The sequence below is a fragment of the Ruegeria sp. Ofav3-42 genome, from assembly GCF_022347725.1.
Lineage (GTDB): Bacteria > Pseudomonadota > Alphaproteobacteria > Rhodobacterales > Rhodobacteraceae > Ruegeria.
Map to the genome: position 1 here is coordinate 133307 of NZ_JAKRGB010000009.1, position 26037 is coordinate 159343.

A 26037-nucleotide genomic window follows, 5' to 3' on the forward strand; every position below is an offset into this window, starting at 1 on the left:
TTGGACCGGCCTGTCATGTCATGGCGGGCCGGCCTCCCGTTGAAAGGGGACGCCCATGGACAAACAGGACCTGGATCGCCTTTTACTGGACGCGCATGATCGCAATGATCATGCCGACCTGATCCGGTATTACACCATGGCCGCAGATGAGCGCGAAGCAGCGCAAGACATCGATGCGGCCTGCTTCTACCTGACCCATGCTTTTGTTTTTGCATTGGAATCCGGCGCACCCGAGGCGGATGCGCTGAACCAGCGGCTGATCGCCCACGATCGCGGGCACAAGCTGGAATTCTGAAGCGCGCCTCGGATTAAACCCACTCAACCCAACATGAAATTTATGTCCGTTGCCCGTGTCATCGCGTTGATGACACATGGCTGCGGAACCAACTTTGATACGGCAGGCTCATGAAGACGAATGCACAGGCGGTGGTGATTGGCGGCGGGGTGATCGGATGCTCGATCCTCTATCATTTGACCAAACTGGGATGGTCGGATGTGGTGCTGCTGGAACGGGATGAGCTGACGTCAGGCTCGACCTGGCACGCGGCAGCGAACATCCACGGGCTGCACGACAGCACCAATATCAGCCGCATTCAGCACTATACGATGAACCTGTACAAAGAGCTTGAGGCAGAAACCGGCCAAAGCTGCGGCGTGTTTCAGCCCGGATCGCTGTATCTGGCGCAGACCGAAGAGCGCGAACACCAACTGAAGCTGCAGGCCGCCAAGGCCAAGCTTTACGGAATGAACTTCTATGAAATCAGCATCGAAGAGGCGCAGCGCCTAAACCCGCTGGTCAACTACGATGGCATCCGCTGCGTGATGTATGAACCCGACGGCGGCAACGTGGACCCTTCGGGTGTGACCAATGCCTATGCGGTGGGTGCGCGGCAGCGCGGGGCCGAGATCCATCGCTTCACGCCCGTTATCGCGACTGATCAACAAGAAGATGGTACATGGATCGTTCGAACACCGAAAGGCGACATTCAAACACCTTGGGTCGTAAACGCAGCCGGACTGTGGGGCCGCGAGGTGGCAAAGCTGGCCGGTATCGAGCTGCCCCTGCAACCGACCGAACACCAGTATTTTGTGACTGAAACCATGGCCGACGTCGAAGCGCACGGCACCCGTCTGCCTTCGGTCAGTGACCGCGACGGTGAGTATTACCTTCGGCAGGAAGGTCAGGGTCTGCTGGTCGGGGCCTACGAGAAGGATATGAAGTTCTGGGCCGAAGACGGGACGCCGCTGGATTTTGCGCACGATCTGTTCCCCGACGATCTGGAACGGATCGAGGAGAACATGATGAACGCCATCGAACGCCTGCCCGCTGTGGGTGAGGCCGGGATCAAGCGCGTGATCAACGGGCCGATGATCTGGTCGCCGGACAGCAACGTGTTGATGGGACCGGTCCCCGAGGTTGATGGGTATTTCTGCTGCAACGGCATCATCCCTGGATTCTCACAATCCGGCGGGATGGGCCTGATGGCAGCCCAATGGATCATTGAAGGCGAGACGAAATACGACATGTTCGCATGGGACATGGCGCGGTTCGACAGCTGGGCCACCAAAGACTTCACTATGGCCCGCGTACAGGATCAATACGCCCACCGTTTCGCAATCCACTTCCCCAACGAAGAACGCAGCGCAGGGCGTCCTGCGCGCATGCGTCCGATTTACCAAAAACAGGCAGAGTTGGGCGCTGTGTTTGGCCTGAACGCCGGATGGGAACATCCGCTGTGGTTTGCGGACATGCCGGGCACCACCGATACCAATGGCTTTACCCGCCAGAACTGGTGGGGACCCGTCGGTGAAGAATGCCGGATGCTGCGTGATCGCGCCGGGATCATAGATATCTCGAACTTTGCCAAATATGTATGCAAGGGCCCCGGTGCCGAGGATTGGCTGAACGCCGTGTTCGCCAACACCATGCCCAAAGCGGTGGGACGGTCTTGCCTGACGCCGCTTATTTCCAAACGCGGCGGCATCGCCGGGGATTTCACCGTGACCCGCGTGGCCGAGGATGAGTTCTGGATCATTGGCTCGGGTATGGCCGAACGCTATCACAAGCGGTTCTTCAAACAGGTCCCACTGCCCGACGGCACCACGTTCGAAAGCAGGACCGAGGCAATGTGCGGGTTCAATGTCGCCGGTCCGAAGTCGCGCGAGATTCTGCAGCGCCTGACAAACACATCGCTGGCCACCGAAGACTTCCCATTTATGCGATCCGCGAAAATCGAACTGGCAGGTGTCGAGGTGTTGGCTTTGCGGGTATCGTTCACTGGCGATCTGGGGTGGGAGGTCCATTGCGCCACCGAAGACCAAGAACGCCTGTATGATGCCTTGATCGAAACCGGCACAGACTTTGGCGCGGGTCCTGTCGGCAGTCGAGCACTGATGTCCTTGCGAGTAGAAAAGGGCTACGGATCGTGGAGCCGCGAATACAGCCCGGAATATTGGCCTCATGAGGTCGGTCTGGACCGCTTGTGCAAGTTCGGAAAGGACTTCCTGAACAAGGACGCAGCCAAGGAAGCGCTGAACAATCCCGCCCGCGAACAACTTGTGCTTTTGCATCTGGACGAAAACGACACCACCGCATCCAATGCCGATGCGACCGGTGGCGAGCCGATTTTCAAGGACGGTCAGGGTATCGGGCGCGTGACTTCGGGGGCTTACGGCTACTCGGTGGGCATGTCGCTGGCGCTGGGCTATGTCACTGGTGTTGAACCGGGGGACGAGGTACAGGTCATGGTTCTGGGCCGCCCGCACAAGGCGACCATTCTGCACGAGCCGCCTTTTGACGCATCGGGCGAAGTGCTTCGCAGATAGTTCAGGATAACTGTTGAAACAGGTACAAAGGCCGGCTTCCAAAGCCGGCCTTCTTTGCTTCAACCAGTTAATCAAAATAAACCTAAACGACACTTATTCTCCTAAAAACCGGAAAACAAAAGCGAATTAAGAAACCACAGTGCCATTAAGTTAATTTTACTCATCTCATGGCGAGAATTTATCCTGTTGAAAACCCCGCGCCGGTTGGGAAATTGGCATCATCCCTTTGATCCTCCAGAACACAGGCGAACAGGCCATGGAACCAGACTTTACAGCCCAACTCGACGACAAGCTTCGCGCCAGGCGCGAGTCCTTCGACAAGATTCCGGTGATCGACATTGCGCCACTGCTGGACGGTACCGACAAATTGAAAGTTGCCCGAGAAATCCGCTGGGCTCTGTCCAATGCCGGCTTTATGTATGTGAAGAACCACGGCATCGCGCAGACCTTCGTTGATCAGGTTTTCGACGTCACACGGCGCTTTTTCGAGCTGCCGATGACCACCAAGATGGCATTGCACGTTAGCAACTCGGACGTTGCATTGCGCGGCTACATCGAACCGTTCGGCGAAAATACAGATCCCGGCAAAACCAAAGACCTGAAAGAGTGCTTCGACCTTGGCCCCGAGCGCGCTGCGTTGGAAGGACCGTTCTTTGGCCCGAACCAATGGCCCAGCCCCCTGCCCGAATTCCAGGATCTGACCTATACCTATCACCAGAAAATGGTGACGCTGTCCAAGCAGCTACTGCAGGGCATTGCACTAAGCCTGGATCTGCCCGAAACGCATTTTGAAAGCCTGATGCAAGATCCAATCAGCATCCAACGCCTTTTGCACTACCCGCCGCAGAACGGCATGATCGATGAAAAGATCATCGGCATCGGCGCGCATACCGACTATGGGAACCTGACTATACTGGCGCAGGACGACGTTGGCGGCCTGCAGGTAATGAACCGTGAAGGCAACTGGATCGAAGGCACGCCAATCCCCGGAACGTTCGTCATCAATATCGGTGATCTGATCCAACGCCTGACCAATGATGTCTACCTGGCCAATTTGCACCGTGTCATCAATGCAACCGGGCGCGAGCGCTATTCGATCCCGTTTTTTATTGACGCGGACTACGATGCCACGTTTTCTCCGCTGGAGTCGTGTATCAGTGAAACCAACCCTCGACGTTACGAGGCCGTAACTTGCGGCGCTCATAAGTTTGGCCGTTTCGCGGCCAGCTACCAGCACCTGAAAAAGGCCAGTTAACGGCCTTTCTCGTTTCTGCAAGACACCACGCTTTGGCTGGTCGACGTTTCAGAGTATAGCTGTGCATGTCACGGTTTGGGCGCGCGAATTACCGCGCCGCCCGAACCCCAGACGGAGACTGTTGGCATGACTGCACTTCTGATTATTGTCCTTCTGATCGCCGCGTTTTTTATCGGCATGCACCTGTGGACAAAGCGCCTTACCCGACAGGGATTGGAACGCGTTCCGCAACTAGGCGATATTGTTCCGGTGCAAGGCGGCAGCATTCATTACGTGGAAAAGGGCGATCCTACCAAACAGACCATCGTGCTTATTCACGGGCTGGCGGGGCAACTGCAGCATTTCACCTATGCCATGGTCGACCTATTGGCCAAGGACTACCACGTCATCGCCCTCGACAGGCCGGGCTGCGGGTATTCAACCCGAGAAACGGCAGATCTGGCACATCTCCCCCAACAGGGCCGTATGATTCAGGAGTTTCTGGACGCCAAAGGAATCTCTAACGCCGTGCTGGTCGGGCATTCTCTGGGCGGGGCCGTATCTCTGGCTATAGCGTTGGATTACCCCGAGAAAACCAGAGCTTTGGCTTTGCTGGCGCCATTGACGCAAAAACTGCCCGAAACGCCTCAGGTGTTCAAACCGCTGGAAATCCGCACCGAGTGGTTACGCGAGTTGATCGGCAACACGATCGCTGTGCCGTTGTCAGCCAAGACCGCCCCCCATGCCCTGGAGGCCGTTTTTGACCCGGAATCCGCGCCAGACGACTTTCTGGACCGAGCAGGCGGCGCGCTCGGCTTGCGCCCCTCGGCATTTATCACCGCCTCGCAGGACGTTGTCGGGCTCGATTTCAGCATTGATGCCCAAGTGGCCCGTTATGGCGAACTAACGGTGCCCGGCGGCATTCTCTACGGCGCGCAGGACGCAATCCTTTTCCCGTCCGCACATGGTGCCCCGATGACCCGGTTCGGGTTGAGCGACGAACAGATCGAGGGCTTGGGCCACATGATTCCCATCACCGCACCTGACGCCTGTGCGGCCTTCGTTCGCAGGATTGCTGATAGCGTGGGAACCGAAGCCGAAGCCGCCGGTGAAACGGTGTAACGGGCGAAGAAAATAATCCCGGCCAGTCGCTATTTTCCCCCTTGACCCTCCCCGGCCGCTCGCTTAAATCGCCTCTCACTCATGGCGGAGTAGCTCAGTTGGTTAGAGCAGCGGAATCATAATCCGCGTGTCGGGGGTTCAAGTCCCTCCTCCGCTACCATCCATCCTCAGCTCTGGAATTCTATGCAGGGCACCGCCCTAGATACGGACGCGTATCGGTCGGAATCCCAATCAAATTAACAAGCGGCTTTGCCCGGCGATAGATTGCTCGACGTCAGCCCTGACCGGACCGCTTCGAATCTTGTAACAGGACAGTAATTTCATCAGTCTCCGGACGCCGCCTGGAAGGGTGCGGAAGGTTTATCACCAATGCCTGACCTGTGGCACACTCTTCGGCGGACATTCGGCACAGGTGCCCATCCCGCAAGGCTTGCTCGACCAAACAGGCATGCGCCATGAGCGCGCCGGCTCCGGATTTGGCCTCTTCGACCGCGAGACCGTACAGCGAGTATTTCGGGCCCTTGGTCGGATCAGCGACGTCTGCCCCAGTTGCCTCTGACCACAGCCGCCAATCGTCATGCCATGTTTGATCATGCAGCAGTGGAATGGAATCAAAGCGAAAACTGTCAACCAATTTCGGTGAGCAAACCGGAAAAATGACATCCTCAGCGACAACAATCTGGTCGGCAGCTCCGTCAGGCACAGTAAAAAACACCGAAAGGTCGAACAACTCACGCGACAGGCTGGGCGGGGTTTCCAGAGCAGTAACAGAGAACTTCAGATCGGGGCGGGCTTCCCTTATCCGCCCTAAACGTGCAGGCAACCAGAGCTGCGCAACCGAGGGTAAAGCGGCAATGTGGATTTCGACGCTCGGGCTAAGATTTCGCAGGCTTTGCGTTGCGGCGGCCAGATGATCGAACGCCAAGGTGAATTCGCTGGCCAATTGACGCCCTGACGAGGTCAATTCAACCCCTTGGGCATTTCGTCGAAACAGCGGCACGTCGGCCCAAGCCTCCACAGCTTTAATATGTTGTGAAACTGCGCCGGGCGTAACGCTGAGCTCTTCGGCCGCTGAGACAAAACCGCCCAGACGCGCGGCGGCCTCAAAGGCACGAAGGGCGTTAAGGGGCGGCCCCTTGGGTCGGCGAGGTAAGACGGCCATAGACATAGACTCAGTTTTTCTACGCCAAGAAATAGCAAATCTGATTTGCGATGTCGCCCCGATTGTTCAATCTGGTGGCAACTTGGAGGTTACAGACATGACAATTGAATCTCGAAACTGGGTGCCTGCTGCGTCCGAGGCCCTTGTTCAGAATATCGCGAACCAGACATCACAGACATCTTCGGCAGAGCTGCTTGCACGGATCGAGGGCCTTGCAACCCGGAACAAGGAAATCCATGAAAAGGAGTGCTTCAACCTCAATCCTGCAACAAACGTGATGAACCCGAAGGCGGAAGCGCTGTTGTCGTCCGGGATCGGATCGCGCCCATCCTTGGGTTATCCCGGAGGCAAATATGAGATGGGTCTTGAAGCCATCGAAGAGATCGAGGTGATTGCTGCTGAACTCTGCGCCGAGGTTTTTGACGCCAAATTTGCCGAAATCCGGGTGCCCTCAGGGGCAATCGCAAACCTGTATGGTTTCATGGCCACCTGCAAACCGGGCGATACGATCATCGCACCCCCGGCCTCGATCGGGGGCCACGTGACCCATCACGTTGCAGGATGTGCAGGTCTATTTGGGCTGCGTACCATTGATGCCCCGACGGACGGTGACGGCTACACCGTCGACCTCGACCAACTGCGTGCCATTGCGCTGAAAGAGCGGCCCAAGCTGATCACCATCGGCGGCAGCCTGAACCTTTTCGAACATCCGGTGAAGGAGGTCCGCCAGATTGCGGACGAGATCGGTGCTAAGGTGATGTTTGACGCCGCCCATCAATGTGGGATCATCGCAGGCAAGGCATGGAGAAACCCTCTGGCCGAAGGCGCTCATTTCATGACGATGAGTACCTACAAAAGTCTTGGCGGACCTGCCGGAGGTTTGATCGTTACGAATGATGCCGAGATCGCAGAAAAGCTCGACGCAATTGCCTTTCCCGGCATGACGGCCAATTTTGATGCGGCTAAGTCGGCGGCCCTTGCCGTGACGATGCTGGATTGGCGAGATTTTGGTTCGCAATACGCCGCCGAGATGATCGCGATGGCGCAGGCACTGGCCGAAGATCTGGATGCAAATGGTTTACCGGTCTTTGCCGGGCGCGAAGGCTTTACCGCGTCGCACCAGTTTGCCGTGTTGGCTGAACCTTACGGTGGCGGGCAAACCGCGTCAAAAACCCTGCGCCGCGCCGGGTTCCTCGCCTGCGGGATTGGCCTGCCCGTGCCGGAAGTGACAGGAGATTTGAACGGCCTCCGGATCGGAACGCCCGAGTTGGTTCGGTGGGGGATGACGTCCGAAGATGCAGGCAGACTGGCGACGTTGATTACGTCCGGGTTAGCAGGCAAAGATATCGCCGCTGAGGTTGGTGAATGGCGTCAGAGTTTCTCAGAATTGCACTTTGTGCATTGAGGATACTGCGGATGGGGCGAGTTGCGCCCCATCCGCAGGGCATCTGCTGTTGTGCTCCAGGGAATCCGCTCCGGATCACCTCACGACCCGTTTCGGAGGCCTTCAAGGCGATCCCGCTTGTACATCACACCCGCATGTTCGCCCCATTTGCGTCGTATATCGGCGCGCCTAGCACTTCGGCGTCATAGAAAATACCAAGGATTTCGACCTGCAACCTTGTGCCCGGCGCCGCACTTTCTATCGCCACGTAGCCCATAGCCATCGACTTGCCGACGCGGTGGCCATAGCCGCCGGAGGACACGTAACCTACCGCTTCTCCGTCCTTGAGGATTGCCTCGTCGTTGGAAACATCGATACCGTCGACGTCGATTGTCATGGTAACCAGCTTGCGTGAAACCCCGTCTTCCCGGAATTTCAAGGTGGCCTCTTTACCGACAAAGTCCTTCTTCCAGTTGATGAAGGCATCCATGCCACTTTCGACCGCATTGAAGTCCGGTCGGAAGTCGGTAGTCCAGACACCCCACCCTTTTTCCAGACGCAGAGACATCAGCGCACGGGCGCCGTACCAGCGATACCCCAGATCGGCGCCGGCCTCTTCAATCGCTTCAGCCAAACGCAACAGGTATTGCGGACGGCAGTAAATCTCAAACCCCAGTTCACCCGAGAACGAAATCCGGTTCAGGATCACTGGAACGCCGCCGACGAAAGTCTGGCGAAGATCGCGGAACTTCAGCGCATCGGGGCTGACGTCTTCGCGGGTGATCCGGGCCAGCAATTCGCGCGATTTCGGTCCGGACAAGGCGATCCCGTGCCAGTCGTCCGAGACATTGGCATAAGTCACATCCACAGGCAGGTCCTTTTCAAACCAGCGCCGATGGGCATCCTGCATCGCACCTGAACCAAACAGAACAAAGTGATCCTCGGCCAGACAGGCCACCGTCAGGTCGCCGAAAAGGCGTCCCTTTTCGGTCAGCATCGGCGTCAGGGCCAGACGGCCCGGTTTCGGTACATATCCGGCCAGGGTCCGGTCCAGGTATGCACGCGCCCCGGAACCCTTGAATTCATGCTTAGCAAAGTTCGCGATCTCGATACCACCGACGGCCTCCTGCACGGCTTTGACCTCGCGCGCCACGTAGTCGTGACTGCGATTGCGCTCGAACGTGGGCGTTTCATGCGCGTCTTCCGGGCTGTCCGCAAACCACAGCGCGTTCTCAAGGCCGAACCCCTGCCCCATCACGGCACCTTTGGCGACCAGACGATCATAGAGTGCCGTGGTCTTCTGCATCCGGCCTTTGGGCAAGGTTTCGTTCGGGAAGGTCATCACAAAGCGGCGCTCGTAGTTTTCCGTCGATTTGATGGTGCCCCAGTCGGGTGTGGCGAACTCGCCAAAGCGCGCCACGTCCATGGCCCAGACATCAATCGAGGGTTCACCGTCGATCATCCATTCGGCCATGGTCAGGCCCACGCCGCCGCCCTGACAGAAACCAGCCATGACACCGACAGCGACCCAGTAGTTCTTCATGCCCGGAACCGGGCCGATCATCGGGTTGCCGTCCGGGCCAAAGGTAAACGGCCCGTTGATGATGTCCTTGATCCCTGCCTCTCCGATAGCGGGAATGCGTTCAAAGGACATCTCCAACCGGTCGGCGACGCGATCCAGATCAGGTTGCAGCAGTTCGTGCCCAAAATCCCAGGGCGTACCGTCAACCTTCCACGGTGTACCCTTGGGCTCATAAGTTCCTAGCAACATACCCTGACGTTCCTGACGGAAATAGATATTCGCCTCATAGTCGATCCCGGCGGGCAGACGTGTTCCGTGATTGGCCACCGCGTCGATCTTTTCGGTGATCAGGTAGTGGTGCTCCATCGGCTGGACCGGCAGATGGACGCCGGACATATGCCCCACTTCGCGTGCCCAGAGGCCACCGCAGTTCACCACATACTCGGCATTGATCTGACCCTTGGGCGTCGTCAAATCCCAGCTGCCATCAGGGCGCTGGCTCATTCCGGTTACGCCGCAATGGGTGAAATACTGGGCACCGTGCACCTTAGCCGATTTGGCGAATGCATATGTCGCACCGGATGGGTCTAGGTCGCCATCCTGATCATCCCAAAGTGCGGCGTGATAATGTTTGGGGTCGATCAGCGGATGACGCTCGGCGACCTCTTTCGGATTGATGAATTCCTGATGCAGCCCCATATAGCGGGCCTTGGACCGTTCGCGTTTAAGGTAGTCGTACCAATCCTTGGTTGAGGCCAGATAGAAACCGCCCGTGATGTGTAGACCGACCGAGTGGCCCGAGGTTTCCTCGATCTCTTTGTACAGGTCGATCGTATAGCTTTGCAGGCGCGAGATGTTGGGGTCCGAGCTGATCGTATGGATTTGACCGGCCGCGTGCCAGGACGAGCCGGACGTCAGTTCGTCACGTTCCAGCAAGACCACGTCTTTCCAGCCGAATTTGGCCAGATGGAACAGGATCGAACAACCGACGACGCCGCCGCCAATCACCACGACCTTGGCGTGGGAAGGGAGCTTTTTGCCACCAGTGCTTTCATCTTTTTGAATTTCAGGCATGGGAAAGTCCTGTGTCATGTGTGTGTGATGTTTGGGGAAAGGGGGCTGTCTGCCCCCTCTTGAGCCTGCGGCTCAATTCACCCCCGAGGATATTTTTGGCCAGATGACGGGATCGCCGTTTCAGTACCAGGCGTCCGGGATTTCTTCTTTTCGTCGGGCGACGTAGGCGGCCAGTTCTTCTTGTTTGGCTTCGTCCATGGTTGGGGGTTGATATTCGTTCAGCATCGCGTTCCAGCGTTCATAAGCGCGGCGGCGCATGTCCTTGGAGCCGCCCTCTTCCCAGCTTTCTACATTCTCGCTGTCGCTGAGTTTCGGCTCATAGAACGCAGACTGGTAATTCCGCATCGTGTGCGCGCAGCCGAGGAAATGACCGCCTGCGTCAACCTCGGTATAAGCATCGCGGGCAAAGGCATCTTCGCTGGTATCGAGACCCTGACTCAGAACCTTCTGATAAGACCCCAGCCGGTCCGCATCCATGATCAGCTTTTCGAATCCGGTGCACAGGCCGCCCTCGAGCCAGCCCGCGGAGTGCAGGACGAAATTGGCCCCGGCCAGCATGGTCGAGTGCATCGAGTCTGCGGATTCATATGCAGCTTGCGCGTCCTCTATTTTGGAAGCCGTTAGCGACCCGCCACAGCGCAGGGGCAGACCGGCGCGACGCGCCAACTGGCCGATTGCATAGTTCGACATTACGGGCTCGGGCATACCAAAAGTCGGCGCGCCGGATTTCAGCGACATGGAGGACAGGAAGTTGCCCAATACGAATGGCGCACCGGGACGTAGCAATTGAACATAGGCGCAGACCATCATCGCTTCGGCCATGGCCTGTGCAACGCTCGCCGCCGTACTGACCGGACCCATGGCTCCTGACAGGATGAAAGGCACCACGATCATGCCCTGACCCCGGGTGGAATAAATCCGCGCCGCTTCGGTCACCACACGATCCACCAACAAGGGCGAGTTGGTGTTGACGTTGCCCATGATGACACAGTTCTGGTCCATCACATCCGCGCCAAAGACGATCTCGGCCATCTCGACACTGTCCTGCGCACGGCTCATCTCGGTGATCGCGCCCAGATGCGGCTTGTCGCTGAGCGTCATGTGGGCGAACAGCATGTCCAGATGCCGTTTACTGACGGGAACGTCACAGGGTTCACAGGTGACAAAACCACCATGATGCAAGTTCGGATGCAGATAGGTCAGCTTGACCAATTGCTCGAACGCATCCATGTCGCCGTATCGCCGCCCGCCTTCAAGGTCGCGCACGAACGGAGCGCCATAGACCGGCGCGAAAACCTGATTGCCGTCACCAATGACAACGGACCGTTCGGGATTACGGGCCAACTGGGTGAATTTCTTCGGCGCCTTCGCGCACAGATCACGAATCCACGCTGCGTCGGCTCGCACAATGTCACCTTCGATCCGCGCACCCTCACGACGCCATAGCTCCAGCGCCTCGGGATCGTCGCGAAATGCGATGCCAACGTCCTCAAAAATCCAGTCAACCTGGGCTTCGAGACGCTCCAGATCCTCTTCGTTCAACGGGTTGAAATAGCTCAGGCTCCGCTGGATGTACGGCGAGGCCGGGGCTCCGGCAGCGGCGCTTTGGCGGTCGCGCGAGGCGCGGGCGCGTCTGACCATGGGTGACTCCTCGATTCATTTGGTCAGCACATTACCGCGTCGCAACACGTTCGTGACGGTTGAAAAAGGTGATGATATGGATAAAAACAGATTATGCATCAGCTCTGGAAAACGATCTCATCATCAAAGCATCTGGTATATTTTGAAGCCGCAGCGCGGCTTCAGTCGATTACGCGTGCAGCCGATGAAATGAATGTGAAACAGCCTGCGGTTAGCGCAGCGATCAAACAGTTAGAGGCATCGCTGAATGTGCAACTGTTTCATCGTGAGCACCGAAAGATCGTCCTGACGTCAGCCGGGTCAAAGCTGTATTCCGATGTGTCTCGCTCATTCGACCAAATGCTGAACTCGGTCAATGCGGTTCGACAGTTCACCCAGAACGATCACGTAACGCTCAACGCGTCTTCGGCTTTCAACTTTTTCTGGATGATGCCAAAACTGCAGGAGTTTCACCAATCGTTTCCCGATATCGACCTCAGACTTCAGTCCAGCGACCGCGAGCCCGATATCGTTGCCGAGAACATCAGCCTGGCAATTCGCCGCGGCAAAGGCTCGTGGGACGGCTGTAATTCTGCGCTGATTGCGAACGAGGTCTTGTGCCCCGTCGCCAGCCCGATGGAAATTCAGAACAGAGGTCGCCCCAATACCGTCGAAGAACTTTTACAGCACCGGTTGATCCACCTCGAAGAACCGACGCGCGAACGCCCGGGCTGGACCCAATGGTTCGAGAGCTTCGGTGTCACCAAGAAGCCTCCGGTTTCAGGGCTTCGACTAAATGATTACGCGCTGGTGCTGCAGGCAACTTTGGCGGGGGAAGGGTATGCCCTGGGCTGGAGCCACCTCACGACCCCGCTGGCAGAGCGCGGGTTGCTGTCAACCATGGAAGAATGGCGCTGGGAAACAGGATATGGCTTCTATCTGGTGTGGTCCGATTTCAAGCCACTGGTCGACAACGCGAAACGGGTTCGTGACTGGATGCTAAGTAACGTCTGAACACCCTTTCAGAATGTGAACACAGAAAATCGCACGTTTCAAATCGCCGAATCGGGTTGCAGTCAAACCGACAGGAAAACCAAAATTCTGCCGCGCCGGCGGAACTTTGGGTCAAATATCCGCCAGAACCTCAAATCCACCGAAGATGATTGTTTTTCCGTTGACGGGCACGTCGCTCATGTCACCCATCTCCGGGTCCTGCATGGCGGCGGCGAATCCAGCCTCTTGCGCTGCCTGATCCGGCCATTCCTGCCAACCGGTGACGACCGTGTCCTCGGGGCCAGCCTGCACAGCAAGCGGAAACGACGTCACTTCGCCGGGTGGAACAGACGCTCCCCAGGATTCCACGACTCGCGTTGCGCCATGTTTGCGAAAAATACGCGCCATTCGCTTCGCGTGCTTCTCATGTTCCGCTTTTTTAGCAGTCGGAACCGCCCCTGCATACGCCATGATCCAGGCCACTTGAACGCCCTCCAAAACAACAATCACACGCAATACTAGCACAATAGGAGGTGTCGCCCTATTGTGCGGAGGCAACTTGTGTGGTCCGCCCGCCCGACCCATTACCCTGAACGCTCAATGCGCTCGGAGTTTCGGCACAGGTGTTTACTGCCTTACATGGCTAAATCCGTCTGGCTGCGCGTCACATCGTACGAGCGGTTCTCGCCGGACCGGGCAATCCGAACGATCAGTTTCTGTGCATTCTCGAAACGGTCGAAATAGGCAAACCGGATATTCACCAACGCAGCCATGTCCTGACACTGAATCTGGTAATCGGCCAGAAACTCGCTGTGCTTTGCCTGATCGGCGGTCTGTCCGTTTGCGTCTTGCCCCAACCCCTCGCCCGAAAGTGTGACATTGGCCGACGCGGTGAAACACCCCGCCTCTTCGGGCAGGACAAAAAGACCCAGGGGTTTGGAGAGATCGGATATTGCAACAGCAACCAGCGCGCGGTCATCGTCTGTCTCTGCCGGTCCTTCAAAACCGATTATGTCGGCTGCGGGCACAGCCAGCGACAGGGAAAACGTCTCACCCGAAAACGCAATGTCCATATATCCGGTGCCATGAACATGCGCCGGGCTCTGGGTCTGAGACAGGGCAATTGCCGGGGTCAGGATCAAAGCGAAGACTGCGCATTTCATAAACAGAGCACCACCCAACTGGGAATCACGAAGTCCATTCTAATGTGTTTAAAACCCCGTGCAATCGCAGCAATGGTTCGTTTCCCCCGCCAATTATGGGGATAGGGAGCTTGCGGAGGGGTGCGTCATTTAATTCCGACAATAAAACTCAGGTTGACTTAGCTGACTAATTCACTCAGCTTTTGGGCCGTACGCGTCGCATCAGCGGCGCCTGTGAATTTGTTTCTGACAGGAAAGTGTCACCCCCATGACAAAATTTTTTGCTGCTACCAGCGCGCTGACCCTGGGCATTGCGTCTGCAGCCTTTGCAGCTGATGCGCCCTCGAAAGCTGATGTTCTGACAACGTATGCGAACATTGCCGAAGCCAAGTATGACGATAGCCTGATCGCGGCAAAATCGCTGCAAGCCGCTGTGAACGCTCTGATTGCAGATCCCTCGGATGCAACGCTGAATGCTGCGCGCGCCGCTTGGATTGCCGCACGTGTACCATACCAGCAAACCGAGGTTTACCGTTTCGGCAACGCCATCGTTGACGATTGGGAAGGCAAAGTGAACGCTTGGCCGCTGGACGAAGGTCTGATCGACTATGTTGACGCCAATTATGGTGGACCGACCGACGAGAACGAGTTCGCCGCGCTGAACGTCATTGCAAACCCCAGCTTTGAGCTGTCGGGCGCAACCATCGACGCCAGCGAAATCACCCCTGAACTGTTGGGCGAAACGCTGCATGAAGCGGACGGAATCGAAGCGAACGTTGCGACCGGCTATCACGCAATCGAATTCCTGCTGTGGGGCCAGGACATGAACGGCCATGGCGCAGGTGCCGGCAACCGTCCGTATACCGACTACGTGCAAGGCGACGGCTGCACCGGCGGCAACTGCGACCGCCGCGCGCAATACCTGAGCGCTGCCACCGAACTGCTGGTCAGCGATCTGGAATGGATGGCCTCTCAGTGGGCAGAAGGTGGCGAAGCGCGCGCGGCCCTGAATGCGAACGAAGCTGCTGGCGTCAGCGCGATCCTGACCGGCATGGGCTCGCTGTCCTACGGTGAGCAGGCAGGTGAACGTATGCGTCTGGGCCTGATGCTGAACGACCCCGAGGAAGAGCATGATTGCTTCTCAGACAACACCCACAACAGCCATTACTACGATGGTCTGGGCATTCAGAACGTTTACCTGGGCAGCTACACCCGCATCGATGGCACCCCCGTCAGCGGCGCGTCGCTGTCCGATCTGGTCATCGCCACTGACCCGTCGCTGGATGCTGAGATGAAGGTCAAACTGGCCAACACCATGCAAGCTCTGGGGCGCCTCAAATCGACCGCCGAAGCCGGTTTTGCATACGACCAGATGCTGGAGCGCGGCAACGAAGGCGGCGAAGTTCTGATCATGGGCGGCGTGGACGGCCTGGTTGACCAGACCAAGACCATTGAGCGCATCGTGGCCGCGCTGAAACTCGACCAGATCGAGTTTGAAGGCTCGGACAGCCTGGATAACCCTGACGCGGTGTTCCAGTAATCACTACGCGGGAGGCGGCAGTATCATGCCGCTTCCCGATCTTGTGAGGGACATATTGATGTGTTCCCTCTGGACCTGCAGCAAATAACTTACTAATATGGTAAGATATACTATTCCGAGCCCTGACCGCCATGATCGTATGCCACTGTACAAACATCTCTGATCACGACATCCGGTCTGCAATTGACTGGATGCGCACGTCGGATCCCTACGCAGTCATCACTCCTGGTAAAATCTACCATGCCCTTGGAAAATCTGCAGATTGTGGCGGGTGCATGCCGCTTTTCCTAGACTCGATGCGGTCTAGCGATAAGTTGGAAGTCCCGATGCAGCTTCGTGCATTACGCAGCGAAGCAACACAGGAGAATGCAGATGAAGGGCGACCAAAAGGTCATAGAATATCTCAACAAATCACTGCGGCATGAACTGACGGCTGTCAGTCAGTATTGGCTGCATTATCGCCTGCAGGAGGATTGGGGCCTTGGTCACATGGCCAAGAAAAGCCGCGAAGAATCCATCGAGGAAATGCAGCACGCGGACAAACTGATCGAGCGGATCATCTTTCTGGGTGGGCACCCGAATCTTCAACAGCTTGACCCTTTGCGCATCGGGCAAACGCCGAAAGAGACGCTGGAATGTGATCTCGCGGCTGAGATAGACGCACGGGCCCTGTACAAGGAAGCCCGCGAATACTGTCAGAGCGCCGGAGACTACGTCACTATGTCTCTGTTTGAGGGATTGCTGGCGGATGAGGAAGGCCATATCGATTTTCTGGAAACGCAGCTCGACCTGCACGAAAGGATTGGCGAAGCCAATTATGCGCAACTCAATGCATCGAAAATGGACGAAGGCGAGTAAGCTCGTTCTTGTTCCGGTGGCCGCCCTTGCGGCCACCCAATCTCTGTCAGCAGAGCTGCAGGATCTTCATCTCAACTACATTCCCAGAACCCAGGACGAAAGCGCCCGTATCGCCGGTGCAACTGCTGCGCCCAAGGATTTCAGCGCGCCGCAACCGTTCGAGGAACTGCCCGCCGGGGCTGCCACCGTCCGTGCACGCACCGATGCTGATGCGTTTTCGCAGCCGTCGGGCAATCTGACTTTCGAGCAGGAACTGGATTTCAGGGTCGGCAACGGGCTGTTCAAGAAAATCTGGGTATCGTCCCCGGCTTCGACGCTGGCTTCGGATGGTTTGGGGCCACTTTACAACGCCCGGTCTTGCCAGCGCTGCCACATCAAGGACGGCCGCGGGCACACGCCGAACGGTCCTGACGACAACGCAGTATCTATGTTCCTGCGGGTCTCTATCCCCGGCGCGCCCGAAGAGGGATATCCCGAGATCGAGGACTACATCGCCACCCTGCCTGAACCGAGTTATGGCGGTCAGATGCAGGATCTGGCCCTGCCCGGTCACCCGGCCGAGTACCGTTTGGACATCACCTATGAGGACGTTCCAGTAGCTCTCTCAGATGGGGAAACTGTTACGCTTCGCCGCCCCACATATGCGGCTGCGGATCTGGGCTATGGTCCCTTGCACCCGGACGCCATGCTTAGCCCGCGCGTTGCACCCCAGATGATCGGCCTGGGGATGCTCGAGGCGGTCCCGGTCGAGGACCTGCTGGCGAACGCTGACCCGGAAGACAAAAACGGCGATGGGATTTCTGGCCGCCCGAACATTGTCTGGGCAATTGAATACGGCGCGCCAATGATGGGCCGGTTCGGGCATAAGGCAGGCATGCCCACGGTAATGGAGCAATCCGCTGCGGCCTTCGCCGGGGATATCGGCATTTCCAGCCCGTTGTACCCGGCCGCGCACGGCGATTGCACCGAAGCCCAGATGGATTGCGTGAATGCACCGCATGGCGATGGTGACGTGCGGGAATTCGAAATCGATCAGGTCGGCATGGACCTCGTCGCATTCTACAGCCGCAATCTGGGCGTCCCGGCCCGCCGCGATGTGGATGACCCACAGGTGTTGCGCGGCAAGCAGGTGTTTCACGAGACCGGGTGCGCATCCTGCCATACGCCTGCTTTTGTGACCCACCGCCTGGAAGACCGGCCCGAGCAAAGCTTCCAATTGATCTGGCCCTATTCGGACCTGTTGCTTCACGACATGGGTGAGGGACTGGCCGACAACCGCCCCGAGGCGCGCGCAACCGGTCGCGAGTGGCGTACCGCTCCGCTCTGGGGGATTGGGATGACCGAACAAGTGTCGGGCCACACTCAGTTTCTACATGACGGTCGCGCGCGATCTTTGCTTGAAGCGATCCTGTGGCATGGAGGCGAAGCGCAAGCGGCACGCGACACGGTCGTTTCGATGCCGAAGCCCGACCGCGATGCCCTTGTTCGTTTTTTGGAGAGCCTCTGACCCATGCGTATTTCCGCTTTCGCTCTGGCCTTTACGCTTCCTATTTGCGCCCATGCGCAGGATCGCGGGCCAATCCTGGCCAACACGGTCGAGTCACATATCCTGCCTGGCTACGCAGCGCTAGCAGACGCAACCGGCGCGCTGAAACAAGCGGCGCGGGCGGATTGTGACCCCAACTCGGCCCAACTTCGGGAAGCTTACAACACTGCCTTTGATGATTGGATTTCCGTCAGCCATCTGCGTTTCGGGCCTTCCGAGGCGGAGGACCGCGCCTTTGCACTGGCTTTCTGGCCCGACTCCAAAGGGTTCACGCCCAAGGCCCTGTCCAGATTGATCACAGACGAGGACTCGGCCGTCCAAACATCTAATTCCTTTGCGGAAACCTCGGTAGCCGGTCGCGGATTTTTCGCGCTGGAACTGATGCTTTACGATCCACGGTTTTCAGATCAGGGCAGTGCGGAGTACCGCTGCGCCCTGATTCAAGCGATTGCTGCGGATATCGACGGCAATGCCCGCGCAATTGGCACTGATTGGTCGGACTATGCGGCGGTACTGACAAACCCGGGCGGCGGCAGCCCCTACCGGTCGGAAGACGAGGCCATGCAAGAGCTATACAAAGCCCTGATGACCGGTCTGGAGTTTACTGCCGAAACCCGCCTTGGCCGCCCGATGGGCACGTTTGACCGCCCGCGACCCAAGCGCGCCGAGGCACGTCGTTCGGACCGCTCGCTGCGTCATGTAGAACTGTCGCTCATCTCTCTGCGGGACCTTGCGGCCCGCTTGTCGGCGGAACACCCCGAAATCGCTGCCGATCTGGACAGCGCATTCTCTTCTGCCATCGACCGTGCCCAAGCGCTGGAAGATCCTGCATTTGCCGACGTGGCCACCCCGCAGGGACGGTTCCGCGTTGAGGCGCTGCAGCAGTCGATCAATGACATCAGGACAATCGGCGCGACCGAACTTGGCCCAACGTTGGGTATCAGCGCCGGTTTCAACTCACTGGACGGAGATTGAGCCGTGACCAGCCGCCGACAATTTCTTGCGGGATTGGCCGCAGCCAGCCTTGCGCCTGTGCGCGGCTGGGCATCGGTCGGAGCGCCGGATTTCCTGGCCGCCGCGTTGTTTCCGGACGGTAGTTATCGGCTGGTTGGGCTGGCCACAAGCGGAGACGTTCTGTTCTCACTGCCGCTGCCTGCCCGTGGTCACGCCGCAGCGGCTCACCCACATCATGCGCAGGCAGTCGCCTTCGCCCGCCGCCCCGGAACCTTCGCCATTGTCATCGACTGCGCGTCGGGTACGGAAATCGCACGATTGGAGGCCCCGGAAGGTCGCCATTTCTATGGTCACGGGGTTTTCTCGCCCGATGGATCCCGGCTTTTCACCACCGAAAATGATTACGAATCCGGTCGGGGCGTGATCGGCATCTGGGACGCCGACGGCTATTCCAGACTTGGCGAGTTCTCTTCGGGCGGGGTTGGACCGCATGACATGCGTCTTATGCCCGACGGTCAAACTCTGGTCGTTGCAAACGGTGGAATCGAAACCCATCCGGAAACTGGTCGGACCAAGCTTAATCTGCCGGTGATGCAACCTCGCCTGACCTACCTTGATTTGTCCGGTGTAGTACTAGAGCAGGTAGAACTGCAAAGTGCTCTGCACAAAAACTCGATCCGCCATCTGGCCGTGCGGCCGGACGGGCTGGTCGGCCTCGCGATGCAATGGCAAGGGGACAAGTCGCAACACCCTCCTCTGCTGGGCCTGCACCGCCGCGGTGAGGAACCCCGATTATTGAGCGCGCCAGATGCGGACCAAAGCTCGCTGCAGGGCTATGCGGGCAGTATTGCCTTTTCCGGCGATGGCGAGACCGTCGCAATTACCTGCCCACGCGGCAATGCCCTGCATCGTTTCCGCGTTGCTGATGGCCAGCTTGATGGCGTTTTCGAGCTTGAAGACGTCTGTGGGCTTGGCACCGGGAAAAACGGGTTTGTATTTACGACAGGAATCGGTTTAATCGGGGTGTTGGCAGCTAACGAAGCCAGGATCTCGACCCAGTCTGATTGCCAATGGGACAACCACCTGATTTCAATTCGCGCAGCTGCATAAATTCGGCAAATCCCGTCACATAGATTACACTTGGAAGAATCGAATTGCTGCCGTATTGGCGGGCGCGACACCGGCACCCTCTTGCGAAGGATAGACTTGATTGAAACAGACGCCCGACGCACCGCATTCCATCTACGGGGTTGAGAAATGGGGTAAAGGCCTCATCGAGGTGACGGAGCGGGGCGAGATCGGTCTGCGCAATCCACTGGTGCCCGAGGCCGAGGCGATCAGCCTGCCCGGTATTCTCAGCGATCTGGACGACAGGGGCATCAAGGCACCGATGGTGTTGCGCGTGTCGTCTTATCTGGAACATGAGATCGCCCATCTGAACGAGAGCTTTCGCGATGCGATCGCACGCGTCGGCTACAAAGGCAGCTATCGCGGCGTCTTCCCGATCAAGGTGAACCAGCAGGCACAGGTCGTGGACCGGATTGTCGAGTTCGGCAAGAAGTACAATTACGGGCTCGAGGCCGGATCAAAACCCGAATTGGTGGTCGCTCTGGCGCATCGTCTTGCCCGCGAAGCGCTGATCGTTTGCAATGGCGTCAAGGATGCCGAGTTCATCCAGCTGGCCATCCTGTCCCGCAAGATCGGATTCAACACCGTCATCGTTTTGGAAAGCCCGAAAGAGGCTGACACGGTCATCGAGGTCTACAATGAGCTAGGAATCGAACCCCTGATCGGCGTTCGGGTCAAACTGACCAACCAGATCAGCGGCAAGTGGGAAGAAAGCTCGGGCGACCGATCCGCATTTGGCATGAACACCGATCAACTGGTCGCCACGGTGGACAAGCTGCGCGACGCGGGCCTTCTGCATTGCCTGAAGCTGCAGCATTCGCATCTGGGCTCTCAGGTGCAGGACGTGAACGATGTGCGCCGTGCCGTAGGCGAGGCATGCAGGTATTACACCGAGCTGACCCGAGAGGGTGTGCCGCTGACTCATCTCGACCTCGGCGGCGGTATGGGTGTGGACTACACCGGCGAGAAAAAAGCAGCCGAGAACTCGATCAACTATACGGTCGAGGAATACTGCGCCAACGTCGTGGAAACCGTGGCCTACGCGATGGACGAGGCCGAAGTCGACCACCCGACACTGGTCACCGAAAGTGGCCGCGCTGTGGTGGCGACATCTTCGATGCTTGTCTTCAACGTGCTGGAAAGCACGCTTTACGATGCTCCCAACGGCCCCGAAGTCGAACCCGACGATCACCATCTGGTCTCGGACCTTGCCGCCGTGCACGGATATCTGAGCAAAGATCGTCTGCAGGAATGCTGGAACGACGCCACCTTCTATCGCAACGAATTGCGCGCCCTGTTCCGCCGTGGCTATGTCGACCTGCGCCAGATGGCCCGCGCGGAACGGATTTACCTGTCTCTGATGGCGCGGCTCAAGGCGCTGGCCGCAAGCGATGATCTGGAAACCGATGTCGATGATCAACTCGAAAAAGTGGCCGACATCTACCATTGCAACTTCTCGCTGTTCCAATCGCTGCCGGATGTCTGGGCCATCGATCAGCTGCACCCTATCGTACCACTGCAGGGTTTGAACCAGGCCCCGGACCGCCGCGCGGTTCTGTCCGACATCACCTGCGACAGCGACGGTAAGATCGACCGGTTCATTCTGTCCGACGGCGTCTCGCCTAGCCTTCCGGTGCATTCGCTGCCTGAGGAAGACGAGTACTTTATGGGCGTCTTCTTCGTCGGCGCCTATCAGGAAACGCTGGGCGATCTGCACAACCTGTTCGGAGACACCAACGTTGTCACCATAGACCTGCGGGCCGACGGCGGCTTTGACCTGCTGCACGAGCAGGAAGGCGACACAATCAGCCAGGTCCTGTCCTATGTGGAGTTCGATCCAAATGACTGCGTCGCCGCCTTCCGCAAAATGGTGGACGAAGCGATCTCAACCGGTACTCTGAAAGCCAAAGACCGCAGAACCCTGATGAGCGCGTATCGCGACTCGATCAACGGCTACACGTATTACGAATAACCCCCTGTGAGAGGAGAAAACCCCATGGGCAAAACACTGGTTGTCGGCGCGGGTGGCGTATCCCACGCCGCCGTGCACAAGATGGCGATGAATTCGGACATTTTCACCGAAATCACACTGGCCAGCCGAACCAAGTCAAAATGCGACGCCATCGCCAAAGCAGTGAAGGATCGCGTCGGCGTTGATATCAAAACCGCCGAGCTGGACGCTTACAAAGTCGAAGACACAGTCAGGCTGATCAAGGAAACCGGTGCCGAGATCCTGGTGAACCTCGCCCTGCCCTATCAGGATCTGGTGCTGATGGACGCGTGTCTCGAGGCCGGTATCAACTATCTGGATACCGCGAACTATGAACCCGAAGACGAGGCCAAGTTCGAATATCACTGGCAGTGGGCCTACCAGGACAAGTTCAAAGAGGCCGGCCTGACCGCCATCCTCGGCTCGGGCTTCGATCCGGGCGTTACATCCGTCTTCGCGAAATGGCTGAAAAAACACAAGCTGGACACGATCCGCCAGATCGACGTGCTGGACGCCAATGGCGGGTCGAACGATCAGGAATTCGCCACTAACTTCAACCCCGAGATAAACCTGCGCGAGGTTCTGGCCGAAGTACGCCATTGGGAAAACGGCGAGTGGAAACACTCCCCCGCCATGACCCACAAGGTCGAGTTCGACTTCCCCGCCATCGGCCAGAAAAACATGTACCTCATGTATCACGAGGAACTGGAGTCGCTCTCGACCCACTTCCCCGAGATCGAACGCGCCCGCTTCTGGATGACCTTCGGTGACGCCTACATCACCCACGCCAAAGTGCTGGAAAACGTCGGCATGACCCGCATCGACCCGGTGATGCATGACGGCAAGGAAATCATCCCGATCCAGTTTCTGAAAACCCTGCTCCCCGATCCCGGCGATCTGGGCGCGGAAACCAAGGGCAAGGCCTGCATCGGCGACATCGCTACGGGCCAGGCCAAGGACGGTTCGGGCGAGAAGACCTATTACATCTATAACATCTGCGACCACGAAGAATGCTATGCCGAGGTCGGCAGCCAGGCCGTCAGCTACACCACTGGTGTCCCCGCCATGATCGGCGCGGCGCAGGTGCTGAAAGGCAACTGGACCGAGCCGGGCGTGTGGAACATGGAACAGCTCGACCCGGATGATTTCATGGACATGCTGAACGAACACGGCCTGCCGTGGCAGGTCCACGAACTCAACGGCCCGGTCGAATTCTGATCTGACCTTCATCTTTTCCCAAATACTCCGGGGGTCCGGGGGCAGCGCCCCCGGCCTCTCCACAACTCGGAGACGCCGGTTATGTCCGACATGATGACCACACAGGCCGGCGACGCCGGAGCCTTTCGCAGATTTGACCTGAGCCGCGTGCTGACTCCATGCTTCGTGGTCGATGAAAAGGCCGTCGAGCGAAACCTGACCATTCTCTCCGACATCGGAACCCGGTCCGGTGCACATGTGCTCAGCGCCCTCAAGGCGTTCTCGATGTTCTCGCTTGCCCCGCTGGTCCGCCAGCACCTCGGCGGCACCTGTGCCAGCGGTATCTATGAGGCGCGGCTGGGGCGCGAAGAATACGGCGGTGAAGTCGCCACATTCTGCGCCGGTTACAAAGACGCGGACATGGATGAAATCCTGTCGCTGTCAGACCACATCATCTTCAACTCTCCGGTGCAAAAGGATCGCTTCCTCGCCAAGGCGCAAGCCGCGGGTGTTCAGGTCGGACTTCGCATCAACCCGGAACACTCTGAGGGTGAAATTCCCAAATACGACCCCTGTGCGCCTTGTTCGCGGCTGGGAACTCCCGTCAGTCAACTGACCGCAGAGGCACTGGCTGGTGTGGATGGCCTGCACATGCATACCCTCTGCGAACAAGGGTTCGAGCCATTGCTACGCACATGGACGGCCCTTGAACCGAAGATTGCGCCCTATATCGGTCAGCTCAAATGGCTCAATTTCGGCGGTGGCCACCACATCACCCGCGACGATTACGACCGCGACGGGCTGGTGAAGTTCATTCAGACCATCCGTGAAACATACGGCATCGACGTCTATCTCGAACCCGGCGAGGCCGTCGCTTTGGATGCGGGCATTCTGGTCGGGGAAATCCTCGACCTGCCCACCAACGGCATGAACCTTGCGATCACCGATATCTCGGCCACCTGCCATATGCCCGACGTGATCGAGGCCCCCTATCGCCCCGCCCTGATGGATGAGGCCGGGTCGGGCCACACCTACCGTCTGGGCGGCCCGTCCTGCCTGGCCGGCGACGTGATCGGTGACTACACGTGGGATAAACCGTTGGAGATCGGCCAGCGCTTTGCCTTCCTTGATCAGGCGCATTACTCGATGGTCAAGACCAACACGTTCAACGGCGTTCCCCTGCCCTCCATCGCGCTGTGGAACAGCGAAACGGACGAGCTGAAGATCATCAAACATTTCGGCTATAACGACTTTAAGGACAGACTCTCATGAGCATATTCCTCGACAGTGAATTGACCGCATCCGAGCGCACCGAAGACGCCCGGTTCCGCGTGATTCCGGTGCCGCTGGAGCGCACAGTGTCCTACGGCTCGGGCACCGCCAAAGGCCCCGAAGCAATTATCGAGGCCAGCAATGAACTGGAACGCATCACCGGTCACGCCGAACCTTGTGTCGAGGGCATTTTCACCGAAGACCCCATCGATTGCGACGCCTCGCTGGCCGAGATTATGGACCGCCTGTCCCAACGCACCGAAGCCGCCGTTCGCGCAGGCAAGATACCGGTCACTTTGGGCGGCGAGCATTCACTCAGCTACGGCGCCGTCATGGGAGTGGCGCGCGCAATGGAGCAACCAATCGGCATCGTCCAGATCGACGCCCATGCCGACCTGCGCAACGCTTATCAGGGCGAGAAACACAGCCACGCCTCAGTTATGCACCTGCTGGCCGAGGAAGGCATCAAGCTGGCCCAATTCGGTGTGCGCGCATTTTCTACGGAAGAAGCAAAGAGCCGTTTGAAAAACCACGTTTTCCACGTGGATGCCGAAGAACTGGTGACAGGCAGTATCCACGCCGTCGACTTGCCCGAGGATTTCCCCGAGCTGGTCTATGTCAGCTTTGACGTCGACGGGTTGGACCCATCGCAAATGCCTGCCACTGGAACACCGGTTCCCGGAGGACTGGGCTATTACCAAGCGCTGCGGTTGGTCGAACACGCACTGCAGCACCGCAAATGCGTGGGCTTTGACGTGGTCGAGCTTGCCCCGGACGGCAACGCCGCCTGGGACTTTACCGCCGCTCAAATCGTCTATCGCCTGATGGCGGCCTGTTAACCCTCGGACGTTTCGTTCAGTTCCATGTGGCCCTCGCCCTTGTTCAGAACGCGGCGCAGCATGGGCTCGAAAAACTCCAGAGGCTTGGTCGGATAATCCGGATCAAACGCCTTTTGATCGTACTCATGGCAGAAATAGCGGCAGTCCTCCCAATACGGGCTGTCGCGGTACTTGTCGCGGGCGTTGCGATCGCCGCCGAGGTGATGATTGTAGTAATAGCCCTGAAACACGCAGTGGTGCTTTAGAATCCAATGGGTTTTCTCGCTGACATAAGGCTTCATCATCGCCGCAGACAGCTCACCATGGTTGTAGGGTGACAGGATATCTCCGGTGTCATGGATCAACGCCGCGACGACCAGCTCCTCATCCGCGCCATCCTCATAAGCACGTGTCGCGGCTTGAAGGCTGTGCTGGTAGCGGTTCACGGGATAGGGCGTCCACTCTTCATCAAGCGATCGGATGGCATCCAGGATACGGTCCGGCAACGCGGCGTTGTACGCCTCTTCATAGTCCATGACAGCGTCCCAGTCGGCCTTGGTTGCCTCTTCAAAACTGGTCCAGGTCGGTTTGTGGCTTTTGTCCAGCATGGTGTTTCCTCTGGCTGATCTGCTGGTCCCAACTTAGCCCAAGGTTG

At 58.1% G+C, this 26037-nt stretch carries 22 protein-coding genes and 1 tRNA gene; 17 read left to right on the plus strand and 6 right to left on the minus strand.

Annotation, left to right across the window (positions count from 1 at the left end; all coding sequences use genetic code 11):
* Nucleotides 1-55 precede the first annotated feature (55 nt).
* The 5 genes from MHN28_RS14630 to MHN28_RS14650 all read left to right on the plus strand — a co-directional run bounded on the left by MHN28_RS14630 (nucleotide 56) and on the right by MHN28_RS14650 (nucleotide 5342).
* Nucleotides 56-295: a hypothetical protein gene (locus tag MHN28_RS14630; protein WP_239342738.1), complete on the plus strand. Its 240-nt coding sequence runs from the start codon at nucleotides 56-58 to the stop codon at nucleotides 293-295.
* Nucleotides 296-405: 110 nt separating this feature from the next.
* Complete coding sequence (locus MHN28_RS14635; protein ID WP_239342748.1) at nucleotides 406-2826, plus strand: FAD-dependent oxidoreductase; 2421 nt, start codon at nucleotides 406-408, stop codon at nucleotides 2824-2826.
* A gap of 256 nt (nucleotides 2827-3082) precedes the next feature.
* Nucleotides 3083-4081 carry an isopenicillin N synthase family oxygenase gene (locus MHN28_RS14640; RefSeq protein WP_239342750.1) on the plus strand — a complete coding sequence of 333 codons (999 nt, stop codon included), beginning with the start codon at nucleotides 3083-3085 and terminating at the stop codon, nucleotides 4079-4081.
* A 126-nt stretch (nucleotides 4082-4207) separates the two neighbouring features.
* Nucleotides 4208-5182 (plus strand): alpha/beta fold hydrolase, encoded by a 975-nt coding sequence (locus tag MHN28_RS14645; RefSeq protein ID WP_239342752.1) that lies wholly within the window; start codon nucleotides 4208-4210, stop codon nucleotides 5180-5182.
* An 83-nt stretch (nucleotides 5183-5265) separates the two neighbouring features.
* Nucleotides 5266-5342, plus strand: a tRNA-Met gene (locus MHN28_RS14650).
* A gap of 114 nt (nucleotides 5343-5456) precedes the next feature.
* Here the strand turns inward: MHN28_RS14650 and MHN28_RS14655 are convergent.
* A complete protein-coding gene (locus MHN28_RS14655; protein WP_239342762.1) occupies nucleotides 5457-6344 on the minus strand; it encodes a LysR family transcriptional regulator in 888 nt (295 codons plus the stop codon).
* Between the two features lie 97 nt (nucleotides 6345-6441).
* Here MHN28_RS14655 and glyA point away from each other — a divergent pair, with 97 nt between their 5' ends.
* Nucleotides 6442-7749, plus strand: a complete 1308-nt coding sequence (gene glyA, locus MHN28_RS14660; protein ID WP_239342772.1) for a serine hydroxymethyltransferase — start codon at nucleotides 6442-6444, stop codon at nucleotides 7747-7749.
* A 124-nt stretch (nucleotides 7750-7873) separates the two neighbouring features.
* Here the strand turns inward: glyA and MHN28_RS14665 are convergent, their stop codons facing one another.
* Together MHN28_RS14665 and MHN28_RS14670 are read right to left on the minus strand one after the other, a co-directional pair.
* The gene (locus MHN28_RS14665; RefSeq protein ID WP_239342782.1) at nucleotides 7874-10324 is read right to left on the minus strand and encodes an FAD-dependent oxidoreductase; all 2451 of its coding nucleotides are present in this window, start codon (nucleotides 10322-10324) and stop codon (nucleotides 7874-7876) included.
* 120 nt (nucleotides 10325-10444) lie between these two features.
* The gene (locus MHN28_RS14670) at nucleotides 10445-11965 is read right to left on the minus strand and encodes a trimethylamine methyltransferase family protein (RefSeq protein WP_239342784.1); all 1521 of its coding nucleotides are present in this window, start codon (nucleotides 11963-11965) and stop codon (nucleotides 10445-10447) included.
* Nucleotides 11966-12058: 93 nt separating this feature from the next.
* Here MHN28_RS14670 and MHN28_RS14675 point away from each other — a divergent pair, with 93 nt between their 5' ends.
* Nucleotides 12059-12958: a LysR substrate-binding domain-containing protein gene (locus tag MHN28_RS14675; protein WP_239342786.1), complete on the plus strand. Its 900-nt coding sequence runs from the start codon at nucleotides 12059-12061 to the stop codon at nucleotides 12956-12958.
* Between the two features lie 111 nt (nucleotides 12959-13069).
* On the opposite strand, the gene MHN28_RS14680 is transcribed toward MHN28_RS14675, so the two are convergent.
* Together MHN28_RS14680 and MHN28_RS14685 are read right to left on the minus strand one after the other, a co-directional pair.
* Nucleotides 13070-13522 (minus strand): DUF1428 domain-containing protein, encoded by a 453-nt coding sequence (locus tag MHN28_RS14680; RefSeq protein ID WP_370645722.1) that lies wholly within the window; start codon nucleotides 13520-13522, stop codon nucleotides 13070-13072.
* A gap of 50 nt (nucleotides 13523-13572) precedes the next feature.
* On the minus strand, nucleotides 13573-14100 hold the full coding sequence (locus tag MHN28_RS14685) for a DUF2796 domain-containing protein (RefSeq protein ID WP_239342788.1): 528 nt from the start codon (nucleotides 14098-14100) through the stop codon (nucleotides 13573-13575).
* A gap of 247 nt (nucleotides 14101-14347) precedes the next feature.
* Between MHN28_RS14685 and MHN28_RS14690 the strand changes: the two genes are divergently transcribed.
* From MHN28_RS14690 to speB, 10 genes are all read left to right on the plus strand, one after another.
* Entirely contained in the window at nucleotides 14348-15619 is a 1272-nt protein-coding gene (locus MHN28_RS14690) for an imelysin family protein (RefSeq protein WP_239342790.1), read from the plus strand.
* A gap of 131 nt (nucleotides 15620-15750) precedes the next feature.
* Nucleotides 15751-16044 (plus strand): bacterioferritin-associated ferredoxin, encoded by a 294-nt coding sequence (locus MHN28_RS14695; RefSeq protein ID WP_239342792.1) that lies wholly within the window; start codon nucleotides 15751-15753, stop codon nucleotides 16042-16044.
* Nucleotides 15992-16477, plus strand: a complete 486-nt coding sequence (bfr, locus tag MHN28_RS14700) for a bacterioferritin (RefSeq protein ID WP_239342794.1) — start codon at nucleotides 15992-15994, stop codon at nucleotides 16475-16477. The genes MHN28_RS14695 and bfr overlap by 53 nt, the downstream gene beginning before the upstream one ends.
* Nucleotides 16449-17984 (plus strand): di-heme oxidoredictase family protein, encoded by a 1536-nt coding sequence (locus MHN28_RS14705; protein ID WP_239343083.1) that lies wholly within the window; start codon nucleotides 16449-16451, stop codon nucleotides 17982-17984. The genes bfr and MHN28_RS14705 overlap by 29 nt, the downstream gene beginning before the upstream one ends.
* Nucleotides 17985-17987: 3 nt before the next feature.
* Entirely contained in the window at nucleotides 17988-18998 is a 1011-nt protein-coding gene (locus MHN28_RS14710) for an imelysin family protein (RefSeq protein ID WP_239342796.1), read from the plus strand.
* A 3-nt stretch (nucleotides 18999-19001) separates the two neighbouring features.
* On the plus strand, nucleotides 19002-20087 hold the full coding sequence (locus MHN28_RS14715; protein ID WP_239342798.1) for a DUF1513 domain-containing protein: 1086 nt from the start codon (nucleotides 19002-19004) through the stop codon (nucleotides 20085-20087).
* Between the two features lie 100 nt (nucleotides 20088-20187).
* Nucleotides 20188-22077, plus strand: coding sequence for a biosynthetic arginine decarboxylase (speA, locus tag MHN28_RS14720; protein WP_239342809.1), 1890 nt, complete (start codon nucleotides 20188-20190; stop codon nucleotides 22075-22077).
* A gap of 24 nt (nucleotides 22078-22101) precedes the next feature.
* A complete protein-coding gene (locus MHN28_RS14725) occupies nucleotides 22102-23313 on the plus strand; it encodes a saccharopine dehydrogenase family protein (RefSeq protein WP_239342811.1) in 1212 nt (403 codons plus the stop codon).
* Nucleotides 23314-23394: 81 nt separating this feature from the next.
* Entirely contained in the window at nucleotides 23395-24564 is a 1170-nt protein-coding gene (gene nspC / locus MHN28_RS14730) for a carboxynorspermidine decarboxylase (protein WP_239342813.1), read from the plus strand.
* The gene (speB, locus tag MHN28_RS14735; RefSeq protein WP_239342822.1) at nucleotides 24561-25403 is read left to right on the plus strand and encodes an agmatinase; all 843 of its coding nucleotides are present in this window, start codon (nucleotides 24561-24563) and stop codon (nucleotides 25401-25403) included. The genes nspC and speB overlap by 4 nt, the downstream gene beginning before the upstream one ends.
* On the opposite strand, the gene MHN28_RS14740 is transcribed toward speB, so the two are convergent.
* Nucleotides 25400-25990, minus strand: coding sequence for an HD domain-containing protein (locus MHN28_RS14740; protein ID WP_239342824.1), 591 nt, complete (start codon nucleotides 25988-25990; stop codon nucleotides 25400-25402). The genes speB and MHN28_RS14740 overlap by 4 nt on opposite strands.
* Between the last annotated feature and the right edge of the window lie 47 nt (nucleotides 25991-26037).